Genomic DNA, 24,168 nt, shown 5'->3' on the forward strand with positions numbered 1-24,168 from the left:
TTACCAATGAAGACCAAAAAAATAAAAATTAGCGCTGGATGGTTGATTGACGGGACTGGCGCACCGGCGCGCAGGAATGTAATTCTCGAAATTGAAAACGGCATAATCCAAAGCCTGTCTGATTCACAATTTTATAATGTTGATCAGGACGACATTGCGGATTTTTCAGCTTCCACTATTATTCCCGGTTTGATAGACAGCCATCTTCATCTATGTATGTCCGGCACAGATGATCAAAAAATAAGGCAAAAGCAGCTCAAGTCGACATTTGCCGATGCAGAGCATGTAATTTCAGCGCATCTGCGCCAGTTGCTTTTATCCGGCGTGATTGCCGTGAGGGACGGAGGTGATTACGGGGCCTATGCTTTACGCTATAAAAAAAAACGATATGATAAAAAAAAGGGCATTGTTGATATAAAAACAGCGGGGCGGGCATGGCGTAATCATGGAAGATATGGAAAGCTTATCGGGAGACCGCTATCCCGGGATAAAACTCTTGCGGAGGAAATACTTTATAATGATGAAAGCATAGATCATGTAAAAATTGTTAACTCCGGCCTTAATAGTCTAAAAAAATTCGGCAAGGAGACTCCGCCACAGTTTAATTTGAATGATTTAAAAGATGCTGTAAATGCTGCATCATCATTAGGACTTAAAGTTATGGTGCATGCTAACGGCCGGCTTCCGGTAGAAAATGCGATTGAGGCGGGCTGCGCCTCGATTGAGCACGGTTTTTTTATGGGGAAAAAAAATCTTGGCCGAATGGCTGAAAAAAAGATTACCTGGGTTCCCACAGCCTGCACAATGAAAGCCTATGCAGAGTATCTATCCCAGGATAGCATTGAAGCCAAAATCTCAAGAAAAACCCTGGAAGATCAGCTCGGGCAGCTTGTCAGGGCAAGAGCACTTGGTGTTACTGTTGCGGTTGGTACGGATTCAGGCAGCTTGGGCGTGCACCACGGCAGTTCCATTATTGAAGAATTAAAATTATTTATGCAGGCAGGTTTCTCTTTGGAAGAGACTCTCAAGGCATCGGTTCTGAATGGTTCCGCACTTATCGGACTAAATAAAACAGGACCGATTATCAAGGGAAACAAGGCATCTTTTATAGTTGTGGACGGGCCTCCCGCAGGTTTACCGGGAAGCCTGAAAAATATTAAAGCCGTTTATAAGGAGGAAGCATGGCATTAGAAATATTTGATGATCCTTCCAGCATGAAGGTTCCCATTAAATCATGGTGTGCAAATATTGAGGCCGGAGCCAGGGCACAGGCCCTCAATGTCGCTAATCATCCTGCTGTTTTTCACCATTTTGCCTTAATGCCGGACTGCCACCAGGGGTATGGAATGCCCATCGGCGGTGTTGCGGCTTTAATGGATGCTATCAGTCCCAATATGGTTGGTGTTGATATAGGCTGCGGCATGATTGCGGTTCAAACCGATATACCGGTAAAATATCTTCTAAAACAACAGATCAGAGAGATCCTTGAGCAGATTAAACGGACGGTGCCGGTAGGTTTTAACAGGCATAAAAAATGCAGACCTGGGATGGTTTTAAAGCAGGGCCGCCCAAATGGATGGATACAAAAAAATGGGATACTGCGAAAAAGAGTCTCGGCACACTGGGCGGCGGGAATCATTTTATAGAAATTCAGGTAGATGAGAGCGACTGCGTCTGGCTTATGCTTCATTCCGGTTCCAGGAATCCGGGCAAGACAATAGCCGATTTTCATAACCGGATCGCCATAAAATTAAATAAAAAAATGAATATCAGTGCTGCAAACAAAGATCTTGCTTTTCTTCATTCCGATTCAAACGAAGGAAAAGCTTACCAAAAAGATATGAATTTCGCCCTTGCGTATGCCCTTGAAAATCGTAAACGGATGATGATCCGGTTTAAACAAATTTTTGCCGAAACTTTAAAAAAATTTCATCAAACAGAAGTTAACTTTATGCAGGAAATCAATATTCATCATAATTTTGCAGCTCTGGAAAAACACTTCGGCAGACAGGTCTGGGTCCATCGCAAGGGCGCTACATCCGCCTTAAAAAACGAAATGGGCATCATTCCAGGCTCAATGGGCACTCCTTCTTATATTGTCAAGGGGCTCGGTAATCCGGAATCTTTCATGTCATGTTCACATGGCGCCGGTCGTATTATGGGAAGGGGGCAGGCCTCTAAAACGCTTTCAAAGGAAAAATGCGATAAAGCTATGGAAGGTATTCTGTTCGACAGGTGGAACAAAATTTCACGGGGCAAAAAAAAGGGACTTTTTGATTTGGGAGAAGCCCCGGGCGCATACAAGAATATAGACTCGGTTATCGAAGCGCAACTTGATCTTGTAAAGCCTGTGGTAAAGCTTAAACCATTAGGTGTTGTTAAAGGTTAATTAGTGCCTGACGAAAAAGCTAAAATTGTCATATTTCCGGTAGATTAAGGATGCTTTTCAACTCGAAGTTTTTTAGCCATTAGCATTTAGCGATTAGCTTTTATCTTTTCAAATCAAACAGATAGTTCCTTGAGCCAATAGCTAAATGCTAGCAGCTTTTCGAAAATCTTCGTTTCTTGAATAATGTTTAACTATCCGAAATAGTACCTGTTTTAGTTTTCGTTCAAGTACTAATTAAGTCCCATTCCGATCAAAAATTTTTCATTAAATGATCTGTAAATTTATTTTGGATTGAGCTATTTTTTTAATCGCCTTCAGATATTCTTTTGAATAATCAAGGTAGAAAGATAGAGGCTTGGAAAAATTGTTGCCGATGAGTCCATCAACGAACAAAAGACTAATTTCCCTTTGCTGATTCAGGATAAATTGAGATTTCATCAGGATTTGGCGCTCTTCGTTAGAAAGGGTTCGCAGGATTCTGTGCAGGGCAATCCTGGCACGAGGCTGATACATCCAGAAATAAAGCAGATCAAGAGCATTAATGATCATGATCTTTTCAAGATCGAGCACTTCAGCGTTTCTATTTTGCCGGAGCAATTCCGGAGATTCAAGTAGCTGCAAAACCTTGACTTCAGGAAAAAGGAGTTCCAGTTGGGCATAGATATCGAATAATTGTTTTATCTTGGTATCATATTCCCGCAAGCGTTCGCAGATGTTATGGTAACGATCTGCTGATCCCTCAATGATGCCTGCAATAAAATCCGAGGCGGCTTTGGAGATTATAGCTGCCCACTTCTGAAGAATATCGTCAATTCCTGCAAAGCCGATATAGGCCAGAATCCCTCCTGTTGCAGCGTTTAATCCTATGGCAATCGGTATAGACAAGATACTGCGAAAAAAATTTCCCAAAACAGCGCCTCTTGGCAGACCACGAAAAGCATTATGTGTGGAGATATATATTCCATTTGCGAGAGCCATAAATCCATAGAGCGCTGCAGGATTAGTGGCAGTGGTAATTCCCAGAAATCTATCCAGGACAACGGTTTTGACAACATAATCGAGTAAAGGGACGGAAAACCCTGTAAAAAAAAGTGAATCAGTAATCCGTGTCCAGCTTACATAATCATTCCATCTCAATAAAGGAGAACGCCGGATACCTCCGCCGCCTAGAACGGATTGCAGGACATTACGTAATCCGGTAATGCCGAACCATATAAAAGCCCCAAAATAGGCCAACAGCCACCAGTCTTTGGTCAGGGCAAAAGTTGCAAAGGCAGGAATAAAGCCGATAAGCACTTTTAATCCGTTTTTTAGGCCGCTGTTGAGATATTTCAAAGAAATTTTTTTGGCATTCTCTTTTGTTTCCGGACTATCAAGGGATAATCCGTTGTCGCTCTCTGTTTGAATACCTCCCAGGGTTACGATGTTGCCCGGGCTTTCCATGTGAATGGAAGACTCCTGAATGACCCAATCCTCATGGCGCTCTTCTCCCATCATTTTCAATATGGGAACACGACGAATCAAGTTATAAAATGCGTTTCCAGAGGCATTTGGACTTATTCGGGGAATACAGGTTGTTCGCCGAAAAGCCTTGATCCTTATCGGAACGATTTTCCGAACGGGAGCAACGGAGCTTTTAATTTTTTTTTGCGCCCTTTGCGGAAGGGTCTCTTTGATTGCCAGCCCCATTCCGTGTACACGCGCTGAACGGCCGGTTGAATCGCTTCCGATGCGGGCTTTCAGGATAGTCCCTTTGTACAGATCTTTTAATGTGGTAATATCATGCAGGATATTTAAAAGCTTTCCAATCCTGTTATTTTTTTGAGCATCATCCGATGCCTCCAGCCGGGCAATAATTTTACGGATGAGCTGTTTCAGACTAATGACATTGCCATCATTGATGGCTTGTTGCAGTCGATTTATTTCTGCAACGTGGGTGGTCTTTCCGGCGGCATAGTCTTTAAGATTAAAAATTTCAAGCCGGGTTATCATGCCATTGCAATCATAGAGGATCTCAAGTACATCATCGACCTTTAGATTACTCAGGTTAAGCGTGATGTGGAAGGCGGAATGAAGCCGGGTTAATTTTTCGATCAGCTCACATGGTGACAGTTTAAGCATATCCGGTACACCAGGGAGGTCGCAAGGAATATTTGGGTCATCTATTTCCGGATTTTCGGCTGGCTGAAGGTAACGCTCCAGGATAGCATCCGAGTCCAGCTTGTTCATATTTTTTACTGTATTTTCAATCTGTCGGCGTTCTTCAGGATTAGCCTGGGCATAACGATCTCGAAGCACTGTAACACGGGCATCCATGGCGGGCAGTATCTCTGCATGGATAAATTTCGCAAGGTGAAGGAGCGAGGCCTGACCAGTACCCACAAAGGACAAGAATGCAGATTTATCGAGCGGGCACAGATTAATCCCATAAGTCTCATTAATATCATGACAATGTTTTTCATTGAATTCCTGAAACATTGCCATGACAAAACGCTGCTGATATTCAGAAACTTTCCGGCCATCTGCCATAAATGCGGCGACAGATTTTTCCGCCAAAAAAGATAAAAAAGCCTTAGAGTCCGGAAAGCCTCTTGGTACCCAGATCAGTTGGGCATACTTCATATAAAATGTTGCGGGAAACTCTACCCCGATTCGTATAGTAATCCCTATAATTTCTCCAGCTTCCAGGAGTTCAACAACAAATCTGGGTTCAAGGTAGTTGTAGTAGACCACCCGCAGACGTTTAATCCCCTTAATCCAGGCGTCCATTATTAAATGGCTGGAAGACTTTCGCCCTTTTGTATTTGCATCATGAACATGGTCGTCGAAAGTTATTTGATTCCATTCTTCAGGCATTTCCAGAAGATGGTAACGGCGCAGCTGTGCCCGAATAATCCGTGGATTACCGGTTGCGGTTGTCCTGAAATCATGTGCGAGTTCAAGTTGACGCCGGTAGTTGCCGTGGGCCCGGACCAATTCTTTCATAATCTGCAAGAGAACCCGGGCAGTATTTTTTGGTAAAGTACCACCTGTGGCATTCAAAATTTCATCTCTCAAGGATCGCAATGCGCTTAAGCGGTCATTAATCCCGCCCACATCCAGAAATTCCAGTAAATGGATTATGGCATGTGCAATACGCAACCCTCTTGATTCTGCCATCTCTTTGATTCCGTGCGGATGAAGATAAGGGTAGACTATTTTTTTTGTATATTTACGGGCACTGTTCCTGGTGAGTACATCATTGACAATATTCAACAATTGATGATCTCGTTTATCAAAAAAAATCTTGCGCATGAGTTACTCTTGGAAAGTTTTGGTATTTCCTTTTGTATACTTTTAAATGTTTTTTTCAGCCAATGCTGTCATTTCTGTTATTCTTTTTTAGTTTGATACTTGAAAGGAAGTATGTCTTATAAATATAATCTCAACTTTCGGAGTAGTGAATTCATCTCTATTTCCCCTCCAATTGAGGCGTTCAATAAGTAGCAAGGCAGCAAAGGCAATAAGTCAGACAGTACGCAGTTGGAACTGGCAGTTACGGCCAGGTGACATGATTGAGGTTTACGTCCGGTTCTGATAGAGCCTGAAGGGGAAGTTCCTTTGGGCTACTTACCCGGGGGCTGGGGGAGAGGCTACCCGATTGGGCTATTTTATTTTGTTGATATAAATTCATTCAGGTCTGAATTCAGTATGTTTTTAAGTTCAATAAAATTGTCTTCCCTGGTTTCCGTGAACAGGAAACCAAAGACGGGATATTTTTGAAAATCAATTTTTCTAAGCTCTATTGGCTTTTCAAATTTTGAAAGTAATTTTTCATAATTAAAGGATGTAATCTCATCTGCATCTACGCCAGTCGAGTTGTTCAACACGATAACACAAAAGAGTTTTCCTTCTTTGCCTTTGAGAACCTCAGACCAATTTGGTTTTTTTTGTGAGTAATAATATAAGTAAGGGTTAAATCCATAGGCAAGGAAGGCTATATCCGGGGTAGTACACCAACCACCAAAGCGCATCGGATTAACCTCGATAGGTAATAAAGTACCATCATTATCTCTTCTAAGCTCAATATGTACAGGAAAGTTTTTTACTCTAGCTAAATTCCCAATTTTTTCTGCAAACCCTGTAAATTCTTCAAGATTACTTTCGATAATTTTTTTGGATGAAATGTAAACTCTGTCACTAACATCGGTATCTGAAGAAAAAGTATGGTTCAGTATGTTTAGAATAACCGGTTCACCAATCGAATTATAGTATACATCAACAGCAAATTCATCTCCATTAATACATTGTTCAATAATAAATAAACTGGTGTCTAACACCTCAGCGGGGTATAAATCCTTAATTTGATCTATTTCTGCAATTATTGAATCAATTGTATTAGTCCACTCCTCAAAATTGGAAACCTTATAAACCCCCATGCTCATAAAACCAACAGCCGGTTTGATGATAAATGGGACAGGCAATTCGCTAAATTGAATCTGTTTTAAGTCTTCGACACCAACACTTTTGAAATAGAAGTTAGGAAAAATTGATTTTGTCAGCTCACGAAATTTCAATTTGTTTTTAAATAACTCTATTTTTCCAGGAAGATTACTGAAAGCTAAATTCTTCGATATCCAACCTATTGAATTTTCAGATGTAGTATAGATGGCAGGATTATCTGACTCGCGAGTCATTTTAATAGCTTTATCTTCACTAACTATTTTCGTCCCACTGTAAAGGTCCAACTCTTTAGTTATATCTGTATCGACTACAGGTATGGCATTGTCTCTGACAGTCATTTTGAAAAAATCCGAGACGTATGGCTTATCTACAAAAAACATTATTACCTATCCCTGATTGTGTGCCGGGCACGGCACATATTTTAAACATATCATGTAGTAAATCGTTTGACAAGTCTTAGACCCTGCCGGCCGGATGGAGGCGAAGGGTATAGCGATATTACAGTACTTTCTTGTCAGCGGTAACTTGAAAATGCCGGAAATACAGGAAAAATCGATAGAATTTTTTAATATTTGACATTATAATATACTATACTATACTATATTATAACATAATAAAAAGTGCCTTATTCGCAATACTTACGGCTATTCACGCTGATGTAGTGGATATTGCCACTTTGCAAAGAGTCCATTTATGGTGCGAATATTCAAATAGTTTAGAAGAAACAAGATCAAAGTGAATCGCCGCGGAGGTGAGGAGTGAAAGCTGCTTGCCTGCGGCTTTTTTCTGTTTGCGCGTGTGCCTGGCGTATACCAAAAAAGGAGACAGGATCATGGCAGTCGAAGAATTAATCCGAACTGGAGGAACGTTATATAATCGTTATATTGATGACTGGAAAAAAGACGGGGGAAAAGTCATAGGTTACACTTGCAGTTATGCGCCTGAAGAGATTTTGATAGCTGCGGGCTTTTTGCCCGTCAGGCTTAATGCAACAGGTTCCACTGAAACCAATAAGGCAGATGTTTATATGCCGAAATTTCACTGCTTGTTTTCGAAGCATCTCCTGGATCAAGGTCTGTCTAAAGCATTTGATTTTATGGATGGGGTTGTTTTCGTAAATACCTGCGATCAATTGAGACGCATGTATGATGTCTGGATCAAGCTCATAAAATTTCCCTATCAAACCATTATGGTGGTGCCCTATTCTTACGACAAAGAAGATTTTGAATGGTATCTGGAGAATGAGGTAAAAAAACTCAGGGACGATCTGGAAAAAGCCTATGACGTAAAAATTACGGACAAAGCCCTGGCTGATGCAATAAATGTCTGCAATGAAACCAGGGACCTTCAAGCCAAATTATATGACTTCAGAGGAGGTGCGGAGCCTATGATTAATGGGGCTGATACCCACAAGATCATCCTTGCCGGAACCTCCATGCCCAAGAAAAAGTATAACGAATTGCTCAAGGAGTCCCTGGACGAACTGGAGAAGAGAGATCCTATTACAGATTACAGGGCCCGAATTCTCATTGGAGGAAGCGTCATAGATCAGCCCGAAGTGATACGTGTTATCGAAGATGCCGGAGGTCTTGTGGTTACAGATGTTCTTTGTACCGGCACACGATGGATCATGGACAAGGTGGAAGTGAATGAGGATCCCCTTTACGCCATTGCCAAGCGATATTACGATCACCAGCCCTGTCCAAGGATGACCTTTGTTTATGAGCGAAAACGTGATTTTGTGTTAGATATGGCCAAAAAATATGATGTGGACGGGGCCATTTTTTTCAAAATAGCCTTTTGCGACCATCATTCGGGAGACAACCCCTTGTACAAGGAAGATCTGGAAGATATTGGCGTGCCGGCTCTGCTTCTGGACAGGGATTACAGGATAACGGATATAGGCAGATTCACGACGAGGATCGAGGCTTTTTTTGAAAAACTCGGGAAATAATGGAGGATAAACTATGGAAACGGTTCCTAAAGAGTTAGAAGGAATAGAGTTGTTTCAAAGATATTTGACTACTTTTGAGCTGGTTAAAACAGCATTAACCAGTTTTGAAACCGTAGAAGATCTTATGGCCGCAGCGCCGGAAATATTAAAGACCTTGCCGGAGTATGCGGTTAAAGTGTTTCAGTCATTAAGACCGGATCTTGTTGTTGCGGCCTTTCATCCAAAAAACAGGGGCGCTATACTGAAATGTGCGGAAGCTCAGATTCCGTTTTGGCAGGGTATCATTGATGACATCAAGGCGGATAAGCCACAGCTGGATTTCTGGTTTGCGCAGGGGCCGGAATTATTTCGTGCCCTGGGGTTTTCTCCGCTCTGCAGCGAGGCCACCATGGTTGCCTCTGCCATGTATAAAGAAGGATGTGAAGATGCCATTGATAAATTCAGGATGAGAGGATTTGCCGATCATCTTTGCACGGCCAATGTGGCTTACCCCGGTTATGTGATGAATGGGAACTGGAAGCCTCCCCACGTCATGGTAAAACCGGGGACACCTTGCCCTTCGAGTAACCTGGCATACCAGGCCATTAAGAAATGGTATGGCAATGAATATGTTATGTATGATTCAACCTACTACTTAGACAAAGATGGCCTGATGCATCAGAGCGATGCCATTAAAAGGGCCATACCAAAACTTGAGAAGATATCGGGACAAAAACTTGATGAAGATCTATTCAGACAGCAGATGGAGGAAAGTAACAAGACCTATGCCCTTTGCGGTGAACTGCTTGAACTTAGAAAGAATAAGCCCAATCCCGATCCGGGTATGCATCGTCTCCTGGATCTGCTTATGATGGTCACCCTCCTCGGGAAGCCGTCATGTACCGAGTATTTTCAATTTATCGTAGATGAGGCTAAAGAGAGGTTATCCAATAAGGGTACCCCCGTAATTCCGGAAGGGAAAAAAGAGATCAGGGCACTCCACACCTGGGCTATGAACGCATATACTCCCGAGCTGTATCACTGGCTTGAAGAGACCTATGGGATGACCTACATTACTTGTGGGCTCTCTTATTTCATTGATCATCAGGTGGACACTTCATCGGTAGATTCAATGATCGAGGGATGGGCACAGAGAATCATGAATTTTGCCATGGAAAGACAGAGCATGAGCTTCGGTGATGTGTGGCTTGATGACATGATCTATCTGGCAAAAGACTGGGATGCTGATTGCGGCATATTTGGGGGAAACTTGTCATGCAAACAGGGTTGGGCCATCAGCAAACTTCTGGCGGATAGACTGGAAGATGAGTTGAATATCCCTTCAACACGATTTGAAATCGAATTGTGTGATAAACGGACATGTCCCCCGGATGAGTTCAAACACCGCATTGGAAGTTTTGTAGAAACCGTTTTGGCAGACTAATTGATAGACCAATTTAGTCTCCGTTCCGCTTACAATAAAGCGAGGTCAGCAATGATAGTTGCAGGAGTAGATGTTGGATCCCTTTCCGCTGAAGCAGTAATTATGAAAGATGGTGAGATTGTTGCGTTTGAGATTATAACCGTCAGGCCCATGCCAATACAATCATCAACAGAGGCCATGGAAAAGGCCCTTGCAAAGGCCGGGCTTAAAATGGAAGATATAGATTATTGTGTTAGCACAGGTTATGGGCGTGATGAAATACCCTTTTCTAAAAAAACCATCTCTGAAATCTCCTGTCATGGAAGAGGCGCTCACTGGTGTCAACCCTCTGTAAGGGGAATTATTGACATCGGCGGGCAAGATTGTAAGGCCATTATTGTGAATAAAGATGGCGGGTTGGTCGATTTTGTCATGAATGACAAATGCGCAGCGGGAACAGGAAGGTTTCTGGAAATTATGTCAAAGGTCCTGGACGTTGATGTCTCCGATTTGGGGCAGATGACCTTCCAATCGGATAATCCAATAAAAATTTCAAGCAGATGCAGCGTTTTTGCAGAATATGAGGCCATGTTTTTACTCGCCGAGGATAAAAATGCCATTGATATAGGCGCGGGAGTCAATAAGGCTATGGCTGAAAGGGCATTTTCTTTGGCAGGCAGAATCAAGTTGAATGGTAAAATTGATGGGGATGTGACTGTCACGGGCGGTGTTGCAAAGAATGTGGGGGTCATCAAAAATTTGGGAAATCTTTTTGGGCGTGAAATTACCGGGTTATCTCTGGACCCCCAGATCATGGGAGCCTTGGGGGCGGCGTTGTTTGCTCAAATGCATTATGATAAGGAGAAAGAATAGATGCCATTTGTAATAGGGATGGATGTGGGGCTGGTTGCCATAAAAGGGGTAATTTTAGAAAATGATAATATTATTGCGCAGGTTATAAAAGATACAGGCGTAAAGCCTGCTTTGGCAGCAAAGGCCTGTTATGATGAATTACTCGCAAAGGCCAACCTGGGTCATGGCGAGATTAAAGGTTTTGGGGTAACGGGATGGGGCGCAAAAAGGGTATCGCTCGGTCCGGAACTGAACGGTCCGGATCTGAAAATTAAATCTGAGGTTGTTTGCCTTGCTAAAGGAGCAAGGTGGGTTTTGCCTACTTCAAGAACGGTGGTGGATATCGGGGCCCAAATTGTAAAGGTGGCCCGTTTTTCTGAGAATGCAAAGGTAAAGAGATTCGACCAGAGTGACAAATGCGCTGCAGGGGCGGGACGATTCCTGGATATAATGTCAGCGGCCCTGGAATTGGATGTAGCGCGTCTGGGAAAGATAGGTGCCTCTGCATCCAAAATGGTTGAAATTTCGTCCCAGTGCAGTGTTTTTGGCGAGAGTGAAATTGTAAGCTATTTGAATACAGGAGAAAAGATAGAGGATATTGCAAATGGCATTAACTACTCCATCGCGAAAAGGGTTTCAACAATCGTTATGAGACTCGGTTTAGAGGAGGATATCATTGTAACAGGCGGGGTTGCGCAAAATCCCGAGGTCATCAGATATTTAGAGGATATGCTCGGGACTGAATTTAAAAGATATAGTGCAAACCCCCAGGTGATCGGCGCCATAGGTGCGGCCTTATTTGCCCAGGAAATATTATAGAAAGGATAGTTAGTGAAAAAAATAATAGCCGTCAGTGGTAAAGGTGGTATCGGAAAATCAACTCTGGCAGCATTGATTACCAGGGTTCTTTCTGATAGAGCAGATCACAAAATTCTTCTCGTGGATGCTGATCCGTCAATTAACCTGACTCTCATGCTCGGGCTGGATGCAAGCAAGACCCTGAACAACCTGAGGGAACGCTTTGTCAAAAGCGCCGAGGCTGCCCAGGAAGCCATGTTCGGTGATAAACATATACGGGATACAATTTTCGAGGAATGTTTGCAGGATGCGGGAACATTCAAGCTCCTTACAATGGGAAGGCCGGAAGGGCCGGGATGTTTTTGCTCAGTCAATGTATTGTTGAGATACGGTATTGAAAGTATTTCAAAGGAGTTTGACGTAACCATTATCGACTGTGAGGCTGGTCCTGAACAGATCAACCGAAGAGTTACAAAAGATATAGATGATCTGATACTTGTCATCGAACCGACCCTAAGGAGTGTCCAAACAGCATTATATATTAAAGACGTTGCAGAAAGTTATGGTGTACAAAAATCATTTGGTTGCAACATTATTTTGAATAAGGCAGATAAAAAGGACAGAATAGAAAAAATAAGATCGGTTTTAAAAAAAGAAGGCACAGAAATTTCCGGAATCGTACCCATGGACGAAAATATTGCTAAATACGACGTTATTGGAAAATCCATATTTGATCTGCCTGGGGAATCGCCGAGTGTAAAAGCTGTTAAGAAAATTATGAAAACACTATATACATAGAACGGACATTCCGCATCCCTTGACAACAATTTTCCTGATTTCAGGACTCCCCTTACCTCTGGATACCCGATCGTCTCATTTCCCAGTGAAAATGTCATAAAATCTCTATTTTAAAAATGTGGTTCATCACGGATTAGTGTGGTAATCCATGATGAACAGCTAAAAGCTAATACCTGATGGCATAAGTTTAATTAGTATATGCTCAAGAAATAGAATCTCCACAATAATCCGCTATGATCCAAAAATGTATAATAAAAAAAGTCAGCCGGTCATGATTTTTGTGCCGACTTATTTTTTTGTTGTTTTTTAGACATCCACCATATAACTTCAAAAGTACTTTACACTTTTTTGACAAATAAATCTATCTGTGTTTATGCTATAATTGAACAATTTTCTGAATTAGTTCCTGCTGAAAGGAGTGGTAATTCAGAGCAATAAAATACTCTTCGAAAAGGAGGTGTATTAAGATTATTTTGTAAACCGTCAATTTTTGTCTCATTTTGGGAATATGATGCAATTGTTTTTTGGAACAAGAAAAGGAGAAGAATAAAATGAACGAAGTGGCTAATGTAAAAAATGGTGTTAATGTTGATCAGTTAGTCGGCACAATTAACGCTATCAAGAGCGATCCGGATATCGCCAGGTTTCAATTCAGGGCGGAAACCAAGTGGGTGAATGGTGGGCATTGCCGGACTGAGTTCAAAAATTTTTACGGGGCCAAGGCGGAAGATACCTCCCGGACAAAATCACTTGTGATAGAAGGAGATGAGCCTTCCGTTTTGTTGGGAGAAGACCATGGAGCAAATGCAGTCGAAGCGGTGTTGCATGCAATGGGGTCTTGCTTATGTGTAGGATTTATTTACAACGCCTCAGCTCAAGGCATTTCCATTGAATCGTTGGATTTTAGTTTGGAAGGTAACATTGATCTACATGCTTTCCTTGGCCTGTCCGAGACGATACGACCTGGATATGAGAATATAAAAGTGAAGTTCAGAGTCAAGGCTGATGCATCCAAAGAAAAATTATTAGAACTATGCGCCTATGTTCAGAAAACCTCGCCGCTTTTAGATATCATCCGCAACCCGGTGCCGGTCACGATAGAAATGGAATAGTTTGCAAAAAATACGGCTACCACTTAGGAACTGTCCAGAATTAAGTTGAACATTAACGAACATTTTTCCGAATTTTGGAGGTATTTACAATGGTTTCTCAAGAACTTGCGAAGTTTGTTTTGAAGACCGACTATCAAAATATTCCAAATGCTGCTTTACAAAAAGCAAAGGCCAGTCTGATTGACTCTGTTGGTACAATGCTGGCAGGTGCGAAGGAAGATGCAGGTAGCATAATAGTAAGATATGTTGAAAAAACAGGAGGAGCGCCGGCAGCAAGTCTTGTCGGGCATAAAATTAAAAGTTCGGTTTATAATGCTGCAATGGCTAACGGCACCATGGGACATGTTCAGGATTATGACGATATGAGTCCTACCTTGATTGGCCATCCCAGCATATCTGTATTACCGGCGGTTTTGGCTTTGGGAGAAGAACAAAAAATCAGCGGAGAAGAAATGCTTTCGGCTTTTACCATCGGGATTGAAGTAGAATGCAAAATTGGCCGGGGTACGATTCCTCAACATTATGAAAATGGCTGGCACCCTACTGCTACTATTGGTATATTTGGCGCTGCTGCTGCATCTGCCAAAATTTTGGGATTAAGTGAACAGGAAATTATTTATGCCCTGGGTATCGCGGGGAGTGAGTCTTCCGGTTTAAGGGAAAATTTCGGTACAATGACAAAACCTTTTCATGCCGGGCGGGCTGCCGCCAAGGGAACAATGTCTGCTATGCTGGCAAAGGAGGGCTTTACCAGTACCCCCAAAATATTTGAGGGCAAAGCCGGTTTCTGTAAGGTAATGGCAGTTGAATATGATGAAAATAAAATCATCGACCGGTTAGGCAATCCCTTTGATGTTGAAGATCCCGGCTTTACAATTAAGCCCTATCCTACATGCGGGGCTGCTCATCCGGCTATTGATGCCGTTATTTCTCTAAGCAGGGAACATGATTTAAAAGCAGATGAAATTAAACAGATTAAATGCGGGACGGTTCCGATTGGCAGGGATGTTCTTGTATATCCAAAACCTGCAACACCCCTTGAAGCGAAATTCAGCATGGAATATTGTTTGGCTGTCGCTTTGATTGAAAAAAAGGTCGGCTTCTCTCAATTTTCCGATAAAAAGATTAATGCTCCTGAAATCAAACAGCTTCTTGAAAAAGTGGATATGTATCTTTCTCCGGAAATGTCGGATTTGGGTTACCGTGGTACCTTTAACGCTGATATTAAAATAGTTTTAAAAGACGGAAAAGAATATAGCAAAAGGGTTGATCATGGCCGGGGAGATCCTGCAAATCCCTTGACTGAAGAGGAGCTTTTGGAAAAATATTCTGATTGTGCAGCCTTGGCACTCGATTCTGAAAAAATCAAAAGATCAAAGGAGATGCTCTCCGGTCTTGAACAATTATCAGATATCAGCCTTTTGATGGATATATTGAGAGGCTAACTAGTACCTGAACGAAAACAGCTATTTTTCGTTCGGGCACTACACACAAAAAGGAGAAAAGTTATGAAATTGCTTGAACCTTGTAAAATAGGAAACATGGAATTGAAAAACAGGGTAGTTCTTGCGCCGATGTCAAACAATTTAATGAAGGACGGATTTATTACGGAAAGAGCAATTAGATTTTATGAAAACATTGCAAAAGGCGGTGTAGGCTTAATAACCTGTGAAGACGGAATCGTTGATTTTCCATTAGGAAATAATGTCAAGTTTCCTGCTGCGATTGATGATGACAAGTATATTCCCATGTTAAAAAAATTCAATGACACGATTCATCTCCATGGCGTAAAAACAATTATGCAGTTGGCTCATGGCGGCCGGCGAGCTGGTCGGGTGGCAAAAAAATCGGGTTGTCTCGATGTAACCAGGGGGCTTATTCCTGTGGGTCCATCAGAGGTCGCCCACCCGGCACCCGGCTATGTTGTTCCCCAAGAGTTGAGTGTTGATCAGATCAAACATGTGGTGGAACAATTTGGCCAGGGAGCCGGAAGGGCTATGGAAGCAGGCTTTGACGCTATAGGACTTCACTGTGCCCATATGTATTTATGCGGCGAGTTTTTATCACCCTGGGCAAACAAAAGAACAGACGCCTACGGCGGAACTTTTGAAAAACGATTAACATTTGTATTGGAAGTTATTGAACGGATCAGAAAAGAAGCCGGCAACGACCATCCAATTATTGTAAGAATGAACGGCATGGAACCTGGGGGAGGTAATTCCCTTGCAGACATTCGTAAAATAGGGCAGGCTTTTGAAAAAGCAGGAATAGATGCTATTCATGTTTCGGTCGGTTTTGCTGCCACGATCAAGGATCCGGCATTTATTCCTTCCATTCCTTCAATGCGTCTTGATGACGGCCCCATTGTTCATCTGGCGGAAAATATTAAAAAGGGTGTTCAAATACCGGTTATCGCAGTTAACAAGATCAGAACCCCGCAATTTGCCGAAAAGATTCTGCAGGAAGGAAAAGCCGACCTGATCGCTTTGGGCCGGACGCTTGTAGCTGACCCGAATTTTGTCAATAAAACCATTGAAGAAAAATATGATGATATTCGTCCTTGTATTTCCTGCTGCCAGGGATGTATTCAAAATGTTGTGGAAAAAGATCTGCCCATGACATGCACGGTAAATCCCATGGCTGGAAGAGAAGGAGAATTCAAACTTGAAAAGGCTGACAAGCAGAAAAAGGTTTTGATTGCAGGGGGCGGCCCGGGAGGATTGGAAACGGCAATTGTTGCTGCTAAAAGAGGACATGCTGTAACGATCTATGAAAAACGTAACAAGCTAGGGGGGCTGTTGATAGAGGCGGCTATCCCTCCCCACAAAACCGATATTAACCGGTTGACTGATTATTTTACCAAACAGGTTGATAAATTGGGTATCAAGGTAGTTTTAAATACCGAGATTACCCCGGCCATTGTTAATGATGAAAAGCCGGAGGCATTAATTATTGCTGTGGGAGGCGATAATCTAATACCTCCAATTCCTGGAGTAGAAAATGAAATTGTAGTTTCGGCTTTGGATGTTCTTAACCAAAAGGTTACGCTGGGTAAAAATATTGTTATTATCGGCGGCGGTCAAACTGGACTGGAACTGGCTGAATTTTTGGGAGAAAATGGCAAAAAACCAATAGTTATTGAAATGCAGGACAATGTCGGCGCCGGCATGCCTTCCCAGGTAAAAACACCGCTTATGTTCAGCCTTGAAGATTTTGGCGTAAATATTATAACAATGGCAGAAGCAAAAGAGATTACAAAAGATGGCGTTATGATTACTCAAGGGGGGCAGGAAAGACTTATTGAAGCAGATACCGTTATCCTGGCAAGCGGGTTTAAGGGAAAGCCTGAATTCAATGAAAGTTTCAAAGATGCGGCTCCTGAAGTTTTTTCCATCGGCAATTGTGTTAAACAGGGAAATATCCTGGATGCAATTCAAAAAGGTTTTTTAACGGCAATTAAACTTTAAAACATCGGTCAGAGGTATACCTCGGAAGGTTATCTATTGTGAGCCTAATCTTGTGATCTGTTCATGGCCATTGGAAAAATGCAATTTATGGCCTTTCGAGGTATATATAAGGAGGATATACAATGGCTCCAACTAAAGAATTGGCAATCTTTCTCGCAGAAAAAGAATTTGGCGATATTCCTGAAGAGGTGATTGAACAGTCTAAACTGCTGATTATTGATGCCATAGGGTGTGGATTAGGCGGATTTACCGAGGCTTCAGAAGAGGCGGACTGGATTGTAGAGCTTGTTAAAGAACAGGGCGGAAATGACGAGGCTACTGTTTTTTGCGACGGTTTTAAAACATCTGCTGCAAATGCAGCCCTTGCAAATGCTACAATTGCCCATACCATTGATTTTGATGATACTCATATGGGATCTTTGACTCATTTAGGAGCTTCGCTGATTCCAACTATTTTTGCTATGGGCGAACGTGCCCATGCCGGCGGTTCCGATATAATAACAGCATTTGTTTTAGGATTTGAAGCAGCAGCCCGAATCGGACGTTCAGTAATGCCCACCCATTACAAATACTGGCATCCGACAGGAACATCAGGTATATTTGGATCAGCAGTTGCGGCCGGAAAAATCCTGAATTTTAATGCCCAACAGATGGAGATGGTCATAGGACACGCCGCAGATCAAACCGGAGGACTTCGATATGGTGTGGACAAGGGGGATTTTTCAAAAAGTCTTCACCCGGGGTTTGCGGCAATGAAAGGAGTCCTTCTTTCTCTTTTGGTCGCAAAAGGGGCCACCGGACCTAAAGGTATCCTGGAATACCCTACCGGTTTTTGCCGGGCATATTGCCCGGATGAGCCTGATCTTGAATCCATTGGAGCAAACCTTGGGTCAGATTATCTGGTTATGGAAGATGGTATAAAGGCTTATCCGACTATCTTGTGCAGCCATTCTCCTATCCAGGCCACATTGGAAATAATCAGTAAGAAAAATATAGATCCGGCTGATATCAAAGAAATTCACATCCGGCAAAACGATCTTGCAAAAGGACAGGGGTGTAATTATGCTCCGGATACAGTACTGGCCGCCCGGCTCTCCATACCTTATTGTGTTGCAATGGCAGCATCTCAAGGTAATGTTTCATTATCCCAGTTTACAAATGAAAAACTAAATGATAATAAAATCAAAGAGATAATGAGTAAGATTAAAATACAGGGAGATCCTGAATTAAATAAAAAATACCCGGATACAATTGCTGCCTTTGTTGACCTTAAAACCCAGGATGGTACCCTCTTTGAACAATCAGTTATCTATCCAAAGGGAAATCCCAAAAATAAAATGAGCAAAAATGAAGTTCAGGCGAAATTCCGGGATCTTGCCCTGTTGAGCCTGGATAAATCAAAAGTCGGCAACCTTTTCAAGAAACTTATGGAGCTGGAAAAAATAAATGATATAATAGAAGTCATTCCTTTACTGATAAAGTAAAGCATACTGATCTAAAGGACTCGAACAAAAGTTGAAAAGGCAAGGAACAATGTTTGAATGATTCAAAACAAAAATAATATATCTATTAAATCCTTGATCGACAAGATCCCCGGGCGGGACACAGGCATTGACTGCGCCGGCTTGTCCGGGTCGGAAAAAGGTTATCTTGTTTCCAGATTGTACGACAAGCTCAAATCGCCGATTGTCGTAGTTGTTGCTTCTCAAAAGGAAGCCGGGAAGTTTGTTGAGGACCTTGATTTTTTTTTTAGTGACATCAAACCCCCGGTTATCCTTTTTCCGTCGTACAATATTCTTCCTTTTAAAGATATCGCCTACCATAATCAGACCGCTGCATTGCGTATCAGCACTCTTTACCGGTTGATCCATTATGATATTCCGCCGATCGTAGTTACAACCCCTGACGCTTTACTTCAGAAAATTATTCCGAAAAAGGAGCTTGGCGATTTTGTCGAGCTTGTTATGGCTGGAGAAGAATGTGATCGGGATCTTCTTATGGAAAACCTGATTGCGGGAGGATATACACGTTCCGTTATTGTGGAGGAGCCCGGGGATTTTTGTGTAAGAGGCGGGATATTGGATCTCTTTTCGCCAGGTTATGATGACCCGGTAAGAATAGAATGGTTCGGAGATACAGTCGATTCTCTTAGATTCTTTTCAGCAGCAAGTCAGAGAAAGCTTAAGGAAATACCGGAAGCTGTGATACTGCCTGCCAGAGAAGTGATACTTAAAAAAGTATCACTAAAAAGTCTGTTCAGAAGGATAAGGGAGCAGGCTGCTTCTCTTAATATCCCGGCAACTGTAGCTAAGGATATTATAGATAAAATCAGCAGCGAGGGCTTGTTCCAGGGTATTGAGAGTCTGGCTTCGATAATTTATACGGAACTCGGCACTTTTTTTGATTATGTCCCTGAAAAAGCTCTTTTTATTTTGTCTGATCCGGGAGAACTGGAAAAGAGCGCTGAAGAGTTCCGGGAACTTGTATCGAAAAATTATCTTGAAGCATCCGGTGAACAAAAATTTTGTGTGGCGCCGGAAAAAATTTACCTGGAATGGGTAGAGGCCAGGGATTTCCTTCTGAATAATAATCCCGTTAATTTATCGATGCTTCCTGTTTCGGATTTTGAGCTGGATCAGGGTGAAGAGAAACGCCCTGTTGTTATAAAATTGGAAAGATGGGATTTTGAAATAAAAAATAACACCTACATGAGGTCTGAATTGAAAGATTGTCAGGAAAAAGATAATCTTCTCTTACCTCTTGCAGACTGGATCAAAGATAATCAGTCTGAAGGCAATGCCGTATTCATAGTCTGCAGCACAAAATCACAGTCCGACAGGCTCACGGCTCTTATCAGTCCATACGGGCTTCAGCCGGCCATAATCGATAAACTGCCTGGGATAAAAAACTCGCGCGGCTCTTTTTATATCTGTATCGGCAGCCTTTCCTCAGGCTTTACATGGTCTTTTGAGTCTCTTGCAATAATTACGGAAGATGAAATTTTCGGCCCCAAGCGGCATAAACGCAAAAAGGTTAAACCTTCGGTTAAAACAAAGCTCCTTGAATTTGCCGATTTAAAAACAGATGACCTTGTGGTTCATATTGAACACGGCATCGGCAGATATAAGGGCCTGGTCAAGTTGAAGATGCCGGGAACAACCAGTGACTTCCTGTTATTAGAATATAAAGATGACGACAAGCTTTATCTTCCCGTAGATAGAATGGGTATGGTAGATAAATACATGGGAGTGGAGGGTATTAATCCGCTTCTTGACAAGATGGGTGGAAAATCCTGGAATCGTGTCAAAAAAAAGGTTAAAAAGTCGGTTGAAAAAATAGCGGGAGAACTGCTTAAGATCTATTCTGAGCGCAAGATAAAGAAGGGTTATGCTTTCTCGGGTGCAGACAGTCATTTCAGGGAATTTGAGGCCGGTTTTGCTTTTGAAGAGACGGACGATCAATCGCAGGCAATTGAAGATGTTTTAAATGACATGGAACAGCCGTTACCTATGGACCGGCTGGTATGCGGCGATGTGGGGTACGGAAAAACGGAGGTGGCCCTGCGCGCATCTTTTAAGGCTGTGTGTGACGGCAAGCAGGCGGCTATCCTGGTTCCCACAACGGTTCTTGCGGAGCAGCATTTTAATACATTTTCAGATCGTTTTAAAGATTATCCAGTCAGGATCGAATGTCTGAACCGGTTCCGTTCCCAAAAAAAACAGCATGAAATTGTTGAGGGTCTTAAATCCGGAAAAGTGGATATTGTTATCGGCACTCATCGGCTTGTCCAAAAGGATGTCAGTTTTAAAGACCTTGGGCTCTTTGTGCTTGATGAAGAGCAGCGTTTTGGAGTAAAACATAAAGAGAGGCTTAAAAAATTACGTAAAACAGTTGATGTTTTAGCCTTGACCGCAACCCCAATACCAAGAACCTTGCACATGTCGCTCATGGGGGTGCGTGACATAAGTATTATTTCGACTCCACCGGAGGAAAGACGCGGCATTATCACATATATCTGTAAATTCGATTTCAGGGTAATCGCAGATGCAATCCGTAAGGAATTGAAAAGAGGCGGTCAGATTTTCTTTGTCCATAATAATATTCATAGTATATGGGCAATCTCGAAAAAAATAAAGGAGGCTGTTCCGGAAGTAAGGCTTGATGTTGCTCATGGCCGTCTTCCCAAAAATGATCTGGAAAAAGTAATGCTCCGTTTTATGAAAAAGGAGATTGATCTGCTGGTCTGCACAACTATTGTTGAATCCGGTCTCGATATACCTTCGGCTAATACAATACTTGTAAGCCGGGCAGACAAATTTGGACTGGCCCAGATGTATCAGCTCAGGGGACGGGTTGGTCGTTCTGATGAACAGGCCTATGCGTATCTCTTTATACCTGATGAGAGCGTTCTTCCCGTAAACGCCCAGAAACGACTCAAGATCTTGATGGAGCACAGCGATCTTGGTTCGGGTTTTCAGATTGCCATGAATGATCTTAAACTTCGCGGCGGCGGGACGATTCTAGGAGCTTCCCAGTCGGGCCATATCGCAGCGGTCGGTTATGATATGTTTCTTCAGCTCATGGAAAAGTCGATGTCGGAGTTGAAGGGAGAAACCTTTGTTGAAAATCTTGATCCCGAGATTAATGTCAACATATCCTGTTATATCCCTGAGTCGTATATACAGGATATTGATTTGAGGCTGTCAATATATCGCCGACTGGCCAGGATGGATGATATCGGGGAGATTCCCGAGTTCCGGAATGACATGAAAGACAGATTCGGCAAACTGCCGAATGAAGTGAATAATCTTCTAGTAAAGATCATCATTAAGATTATGTCTGTTCAGGCTGGTGTCAGGCGTCTCGATTTGGCTGGTGAGAATCTCGTCCTCAATTTTTCTGAAGTTCATCAGGCCAATCCCCTAGGTATTATCGGTATGATCGACTCCGGGGACAACAGATACAGGTTTACCCCTGATCATGCTTTTCATGCCAGGCTGTTAAAGGGGAGCGCCCTGAGTCCGATGGTTCAGACTAAAAATATATTGAAGGAAATTGCTCAACGTGTTAACGGCTAAACGGTTTTTTTGAGATATGAGAATGAAGGCCTGTTGCATAATATTGTGTATGGTGTTGGCGGCAAATATTTTTTGGTTTTTGTCAGGTTGTAGCTGCTCTGACAATGCTTTGCAAATAGAGTCCACAGATGAATATTTGATTAAGGTCAATGACAGGGTTATCAACGTGCGTGATTTTAACTCTGATTTTGAAATGATTGAATCCTTGTACCCCTATAATTCGATGCAGACCCCGGCTATTTTAAATGATGCGAAGATTATGTTTTTAAATCAGCTTATAGAAGAGATGGTTCTGGCTGAAAGGGCTGAAGAATTGAATATTAATATTACTGATAATAATGTAGAAAAGGTTGTCTCTGATATAAAAAAAGATTATCCTGATGATGAATTTAAAAAAAATTTTCTTGAAAATGCTGTTCCATATAATTTCTGGAGAAATGGGATCAGGAAACGTCTGATTATGGAAAGGGTCATTGAAAAAGATCTGGGAGAGAGGATAGCGATAATACCTGAAGACATAATAAAGTATTACGAAGGGTATAATGAAGGTAGAAATGAAAATTCGGATTCAACAATAGGGCCCGATGATATAAACAAAAAAATAATAAAACATTTGCGCAGGGAAAAATCGGAAAAGATGTATGGTCCCTGGCTGGGTGATCTGAAAAAAAAATATAATATTAAAGTGAACATGACTGAATGGAATAAAATAATAAAAGGCTGATTCAATTAAAAATGAAAGTATACTTTTACTCAATATTTAAGATCTCGGAGTTTAATTCTGTTTATATAATTTTTTTCTTGTTATCGTTTTTTTTTGTAAATTGTAGTTTGAGCAGCGCTGAAGTGGTTGATAGAATTATTGCAATTGTTAATGACAAGATAATAACGCTTTCCGAACTTAATCTTGCGTTGAAACCTTATCTGGCTCGAATCAAGTCAATGGGGCGTACCCCTGAAGATGAACGGCAATTTTTGTATACCGTTCGGGAAAAAGTACTCAATGATCTCATTAATGATAAACTGACTTATCTGGAAGCAAAGCATTATAAAGTTACAATAACAGATGATGAAATTGATAAAACAATAGAACGTATTAAAGAGGCTAATTATCATACTGATGAGGATTTCAGGGAAATATTGGCAAAGGAAGGCGTGACAATTGAGGAGTATCGCCGGGATCTTAAAGAACAGATGCTCAGATCAAGGGTTGTTGATTATGAAGTACGTTCCAAGGTTGTTATAACTAAAGAAGATATAATGGCATATTATGAAGCTAACCAGGAAAAATACGCCGCCGAAAAGAGATATCATCTTCGTAATATTTTAATGCGCCCTTCTTCTTTTTCGGGTGAAGAAACCAGGCAAAATCTTTTGAACAAGATGGCGGATATCCTGGTAAAATTAGAAGAGGGGAAGTCTTTTTCAGATTTGGCGCGTGTTTACAGTCAATCACCATTTGCCGGAGAAGGCGGCGATCTTGGATTTTGCAAGTTTGATGATCTTGCACCGGAAATACAGGATGCTTTAAAAGGATTAATAGCGGGTGAGTGGACCGGAATCCTTGATACCGACCAGGGGTTTCAGATTTTTTATATTGAAGATATTGAAGATATTGAAGATACGCCAGGCAGGTCCCTTGAGGAGGCGTCAAAGGAAATAGAAGAAACTCTTTATACTGAAAGGGTAAATCAAAGGTTTAAGGTGTGGGTTGAGGGGATGCGTGCAAAGTCGCACATCAAAATAATACAGTAAATATAGATTGTCACATAAATAATTTCACTGCGTTATCGGTCGTCGGAGTATTACAATACGCCTTCCTCCCTCTGGCCTTGTGCCAATTTTTAAAATCAGGTTATTATCTGACAATTTATA

At 41.9% G+C, this 24,168-nt stretch carries 17 protein-coding genes; 15 read left to right on the forward strand and 2 right to left on the reverse strand.

Going from position 1 to position 24,168, the window contains the following annotated elements; translation table 11 throughout:
- Positions 1 to 6: 6 nt before the first annotated feature.
- The 3 genes from BuS5_RS08975 to BuS5_RS08985 are packed head-to-tail and all read left to right on the forward strand — an operon-like array spanning position 7 to position 2,389.
- Positions 7 to 1,191: an amidohydrolase family protein gene (locus BuS5_RS08975; protein WP_027353947.1), complete on the forward strand. Its 1,185-nt coding sequence runs from the start codon at positions 7 to 9 to the stop codon at positions 1,189 to 1,191.
- Positions 1,182 to 1,646 carry an RtcB family protein gene (locus BuS5_RS08980; RefSeq protein ID WP_255342814.1) on the forward strand — a complete coding sequence of 155 codons (465 nt, stop codon included), beginning with the start codon at positions 1,182 to 1,184 and terminating at the stop codon, positions 1,644 to 1,646. Before BuS5_RS08975 ends, BuS5_RS08980 begins: the two co-directional genes overlap by 10 nt.
- Positions 1,577 to 2,389 carry an RtcB family protein gene (locus BuS5_RS08985; protein WP_198012252.1) on the forward strand — a complete coding sequence of 271 codons (813 nt, stop codon included), beginning with the start codon at positions 1,577 to 1,579 and terminating at the stop codon, positions 2,387 to 2,389. The genes BuS5_RS08980 and BuS5_RS08985 overlap by 70 nt, the downstream gene beginning before the upstream one ends.
- Positions 2,390 to 2,653: 264 nt before the next feature.
- Here the strand turns inward: BuS5_RS08985 and BuS5_RS08990 are convergent, their stop codons facing one another.
- Both BuS5_RS08990 and BuS5_RS08995 read right to left on the reverse strand, forming a co-directional pair.
- Positions 2,654 to 5,683: a hypothetical protein gene (locus tag BuS5_RS08990; protein ID WP_027353948.1), complete on the reverse strand. Its 3,030-nt coding sequence runs from the start codon at positions 5,681 to 5,683 to the stop codon at positions 2,654 to 2,656.
- A gap of 356 nt (positions 5,684 to 6,039) precedes the next feature.
- Complete coding sequence (locus tag BuS5_RS08995) at positions 6,040 to 7,170, reverse strand: ATP-grasp domain-containing protein (RefSeq protein WP_232223055.1); 1,131 nt, start codon at positions 7,168 to 7,170, stop codon at positions 6,040 to 6,042.
- A gap of 494 nt (positions 7,171 to 7,664) precedes the next feature.
- Between BuS5_RS08995 and BuS5_RS09000 the strand changes: the two genes are divergently transcribed.
- The 12 genes from BuS5_RS09000 to BuS5_RS09055 all read left to right on the forward strand — a co-directional run bounded on the left by BuS5_RS09000 (position 7,665) and on the right by BuS5_RS09055 (position 24,048).
- Complete coding sequence (locus tag BuS5_RS09000; RefSeq protein ID WP_157487392.1) at positions 7,665 to 8,786, forward strand: 2-hydroxyacyl-CoA dehydratase subunit D; 1,122 nt, start codon at positions 7,665 to 7,667, stop codon at positions 8,784 to 8,786.
- Between the two features lie 13 nt (positions 8,787 to 8,799).
- Positions 8,800 to 10,209: a 2-hydroxyacyl-CoA dehydratase family protein gene (locus BuS5_RS09005; RefSeq protein WP_027353951.1), complete on the forward strand. Its 1,410-nt coding sequence runs from the start codon at positions 8,800 to 8,802 to the stop codon at positions 10,207 to 10,209.
- Positions 10,210 to 10,260: 51 nt separating this feature from the next.
- Positions 10,261 to 11,061, forward strand: a complete 801-nt coding sequence (locus BuS5_RS09010) for an acyl-CoA dehydratase activase (RefSeq protein ID WP_027353952.1) — start codon at positions 10,261 to 10,263, stop codon at positions 11,059 to 11,061.
- Positions 11,062 to 11,859: an acyl-CoA dehydratase activase gene (locus BuS5_RS09015; RefSeq protein ID WP_035265419.1), complete on the forward strand. Its 798-nt coding sequence runs from the start codon at positions 11,062 to 11,064 to the stop codon at positions 11,857 to 11,859.
- A gap of 12 nt (positions 11,860 to 11,871) precedes the next feature.
- On the forward strand, positions 11,872 to 12,636 hold the full coding sequence (locus BuS5_RS09020) for an ATP-binding protein (protein WP_027353954.1): 765 nt from the start codon (positions 11,872 to 11,874) through the stop codon (positions 12,634 to 12,636).
- Between the two features lie 551 nt (positions 12,637 to 13,187).
- A complete protein-coding gene (locus BuS5_RS09025) occupies positions 13,188 to 13,748 on the forward strand; it encodes an OsmC family protein (RefSeq protein WP_027353955.1) in 561 nt (186 codons plus the stop codon).
- 89 nt (positions 13,749 to 13,837) lie between these two features.
- Positions 13,838 to 15,193, forward strand: a complete 1,356-nt coding sequence (locus tag BuS5_RS09030; RefSeq protein WP_027353956.1) for an MmgE/PrpD family protein — start codon at positions 13,838 to 13,840, stop codon at positions 15,191 to 15,193.
- 63 nt (positions 15,194 to 15,256) lie between these two features.
- Complete coding sequence (locus BuS5_RS09035) at positions 15,257 to 17,215, forward strand: oxidoreductase (protein ID WP_027353957.1); 1,959 nt, start codon at positions 15,257 to 15,259, stop codon at positions 17,213 to 17,215.
- Between the two features lie 122 nt (positions 17,216 to 17,337).
- Positions 17,338 to 18,699, forward strand: a complete 1,362-nt coding sequence (locus tag BuS5_RS09040) for an MmgE/PrpD family protein (RefSeq protein WP_027353958.1) — start codon at positions 17,338 to 17,340, stop codon at positions 18,697 to 18,699.
- Between the two features lie 57 nt (positions 18,700 to 18,756).
- Complete coding sequence (gene mfd, locus BuS5_RS09045; protein ID WP_035265421.1) at positions 18,757 to 22,293, forward strand: transcription-repair coupling factor; 3,537 nt, start codon at positions 18,757 to 18,759, stop codon at positions 22,291 to 22,293.
- Positions 22,294 to 22,315: 22 nt separating this feature from the next.
- Positions 22,316 to 23,017: a SurA N-terminal domain-containing protein gene (locus tag BuS5_RS09050; RefSeq protein WP_198012253.1), complete on the forward strand. Its 702-nt coding sequence runs from the start codon at positions 22,316 to 22,318 to the stop codon at positions 23,015 to 23,017.
- Between the two features lie 11 nt (positions 23,018 to 23,028).
- A complete protein-coding gene (locus BuS5_RS09055; RefSeq protein WP_027353961.1) occupies positions 23,029 to 24,048 on the forward strand; it encodes a SurA N-terminal domain-containing protein in 1,020 nt (339 codons plus the stop codon).
- Positions 24,049 to 24,168 lie beyond the last annotated feature (120 nt).

This window comes from Desulfosarcina sp. BuS5, from assembly GCF_028752835.1.
In the GTDB taxonomy this organism is placed as follows: domain Bacteria; phylum Desulfobacterota; class Desulfobacteria; order Desulfobacterales; family BuS5; genus BuS5.

Bases quoted from the DNA above. Each gene is read 5' to 3' on its own strand.
- BuS5_RS08980 (WP_255342814.1), top strand. From the start codon at position 1,182: ATGGCATTAGAAATATTTGATGATCCTTCCAGCATGAAGGTTCCCATT.
- mfd (WP_035265421.1), top strand. From the start codon at position 18,757: ATGATTCAAAACAAAAATAATATATCTATTAAATCCTTGATCGACAAG.
- BuS5_RS09055 (WP_027353961.1), top strand. From the start codon at position 23,029: ATGAAAGTATACTTTTACTCAATATTTAAGATCTCGGAGTTTAATTCT.
- BuS5_RS09025 (WP_027353955.1), top strand. From the start codon at position 13,188: ATGAACGAAGTGGCTAATGTAAAAAATGGTGTTAATGTTGATCAGTTA.
- BuS5_RS08990 (WP_027353948.1), bottom strand. From the start codon at position 5,683: ATGCGCAAGATTTTTTTTGATAAACGAGATCATCAATTGTTGAATATT.
- BuS5_RS09035 (WP_027353957.1), top strand. From the start codon at position 15,257: ATGAAATTGCTTGAACCTTGTAAAATAGGAAACATGGAATTGAAAAAC.
- BuS5_RS09005 (WP_027353951.1), top strand. From the start codon at position 8,800: ATGGAAACGGTTCCTAAAGAGTTAGAAGGAATAGAGTTGTTTCAAAGA.
- BuS5_RS09010 (WP_027353952.1), top strand. From the start codon at position 10,261: ATGATAGTTGCAGGAGTAGATGTTGGATCCCTTTCCGCTGAAGCAGTA.
- BuS5_RS08985 (WP_198012252.1), top strand. From the start codon at position 1,577: ATGGATACAAAAAAATGGGATACTGCGAAAAAGAGTCTCGGCACACTG.
- BuS5_RS09015 (WP_035265419.1), top strand. From the start codon at position 11,062: ATGCCATTTGTAATAGGGATGGATGTGGGGCTGGTTGCCATAAAAGGG.
- BuS5_RS09030 (WP_027353956.1), top strand. From the start codon at position 13,838: ATGGTTTCTCAAGAACTTGCGAAGTTTGTTTTGAAGACCGACTATCAA.
- BuS5_RS09000 (WP_157487392.1), top strand. From the start codon at position 7,665: ATGGCAGTCGAAGAATTAATCCGAACTGGAGGAACGTTATATAATCGT.
- BuS5_RS08995 (WP_232223055.1), bottom strand. From the start codon at position 7,170: ATGACTGTCAGAGACAATGCCATACCTGTAGTCGATACAGATATAACT.
- BuS5_RS08975 (WP_027353947.1), top strand. From the start codon at position 7: ATGAAGACCAAAAAAATAAAAATTAGCGCTGGATGGTTGATTGACGGG.
- BuS5_RS09040 (WP_027353958.1), top strand. From the start codon at position 17,338: ATGGCTCCAACTAAAGAATTGGCAATCTTTCTCGCAGAAAAAGAATTT.
- BuS5_RS09050 (WP_198012253.1), top strand. From the start codon at position 22,316: ATGAAGGCCTGTTGCATAATATTGTGTATGGTGTTGGCGGCAAATATT.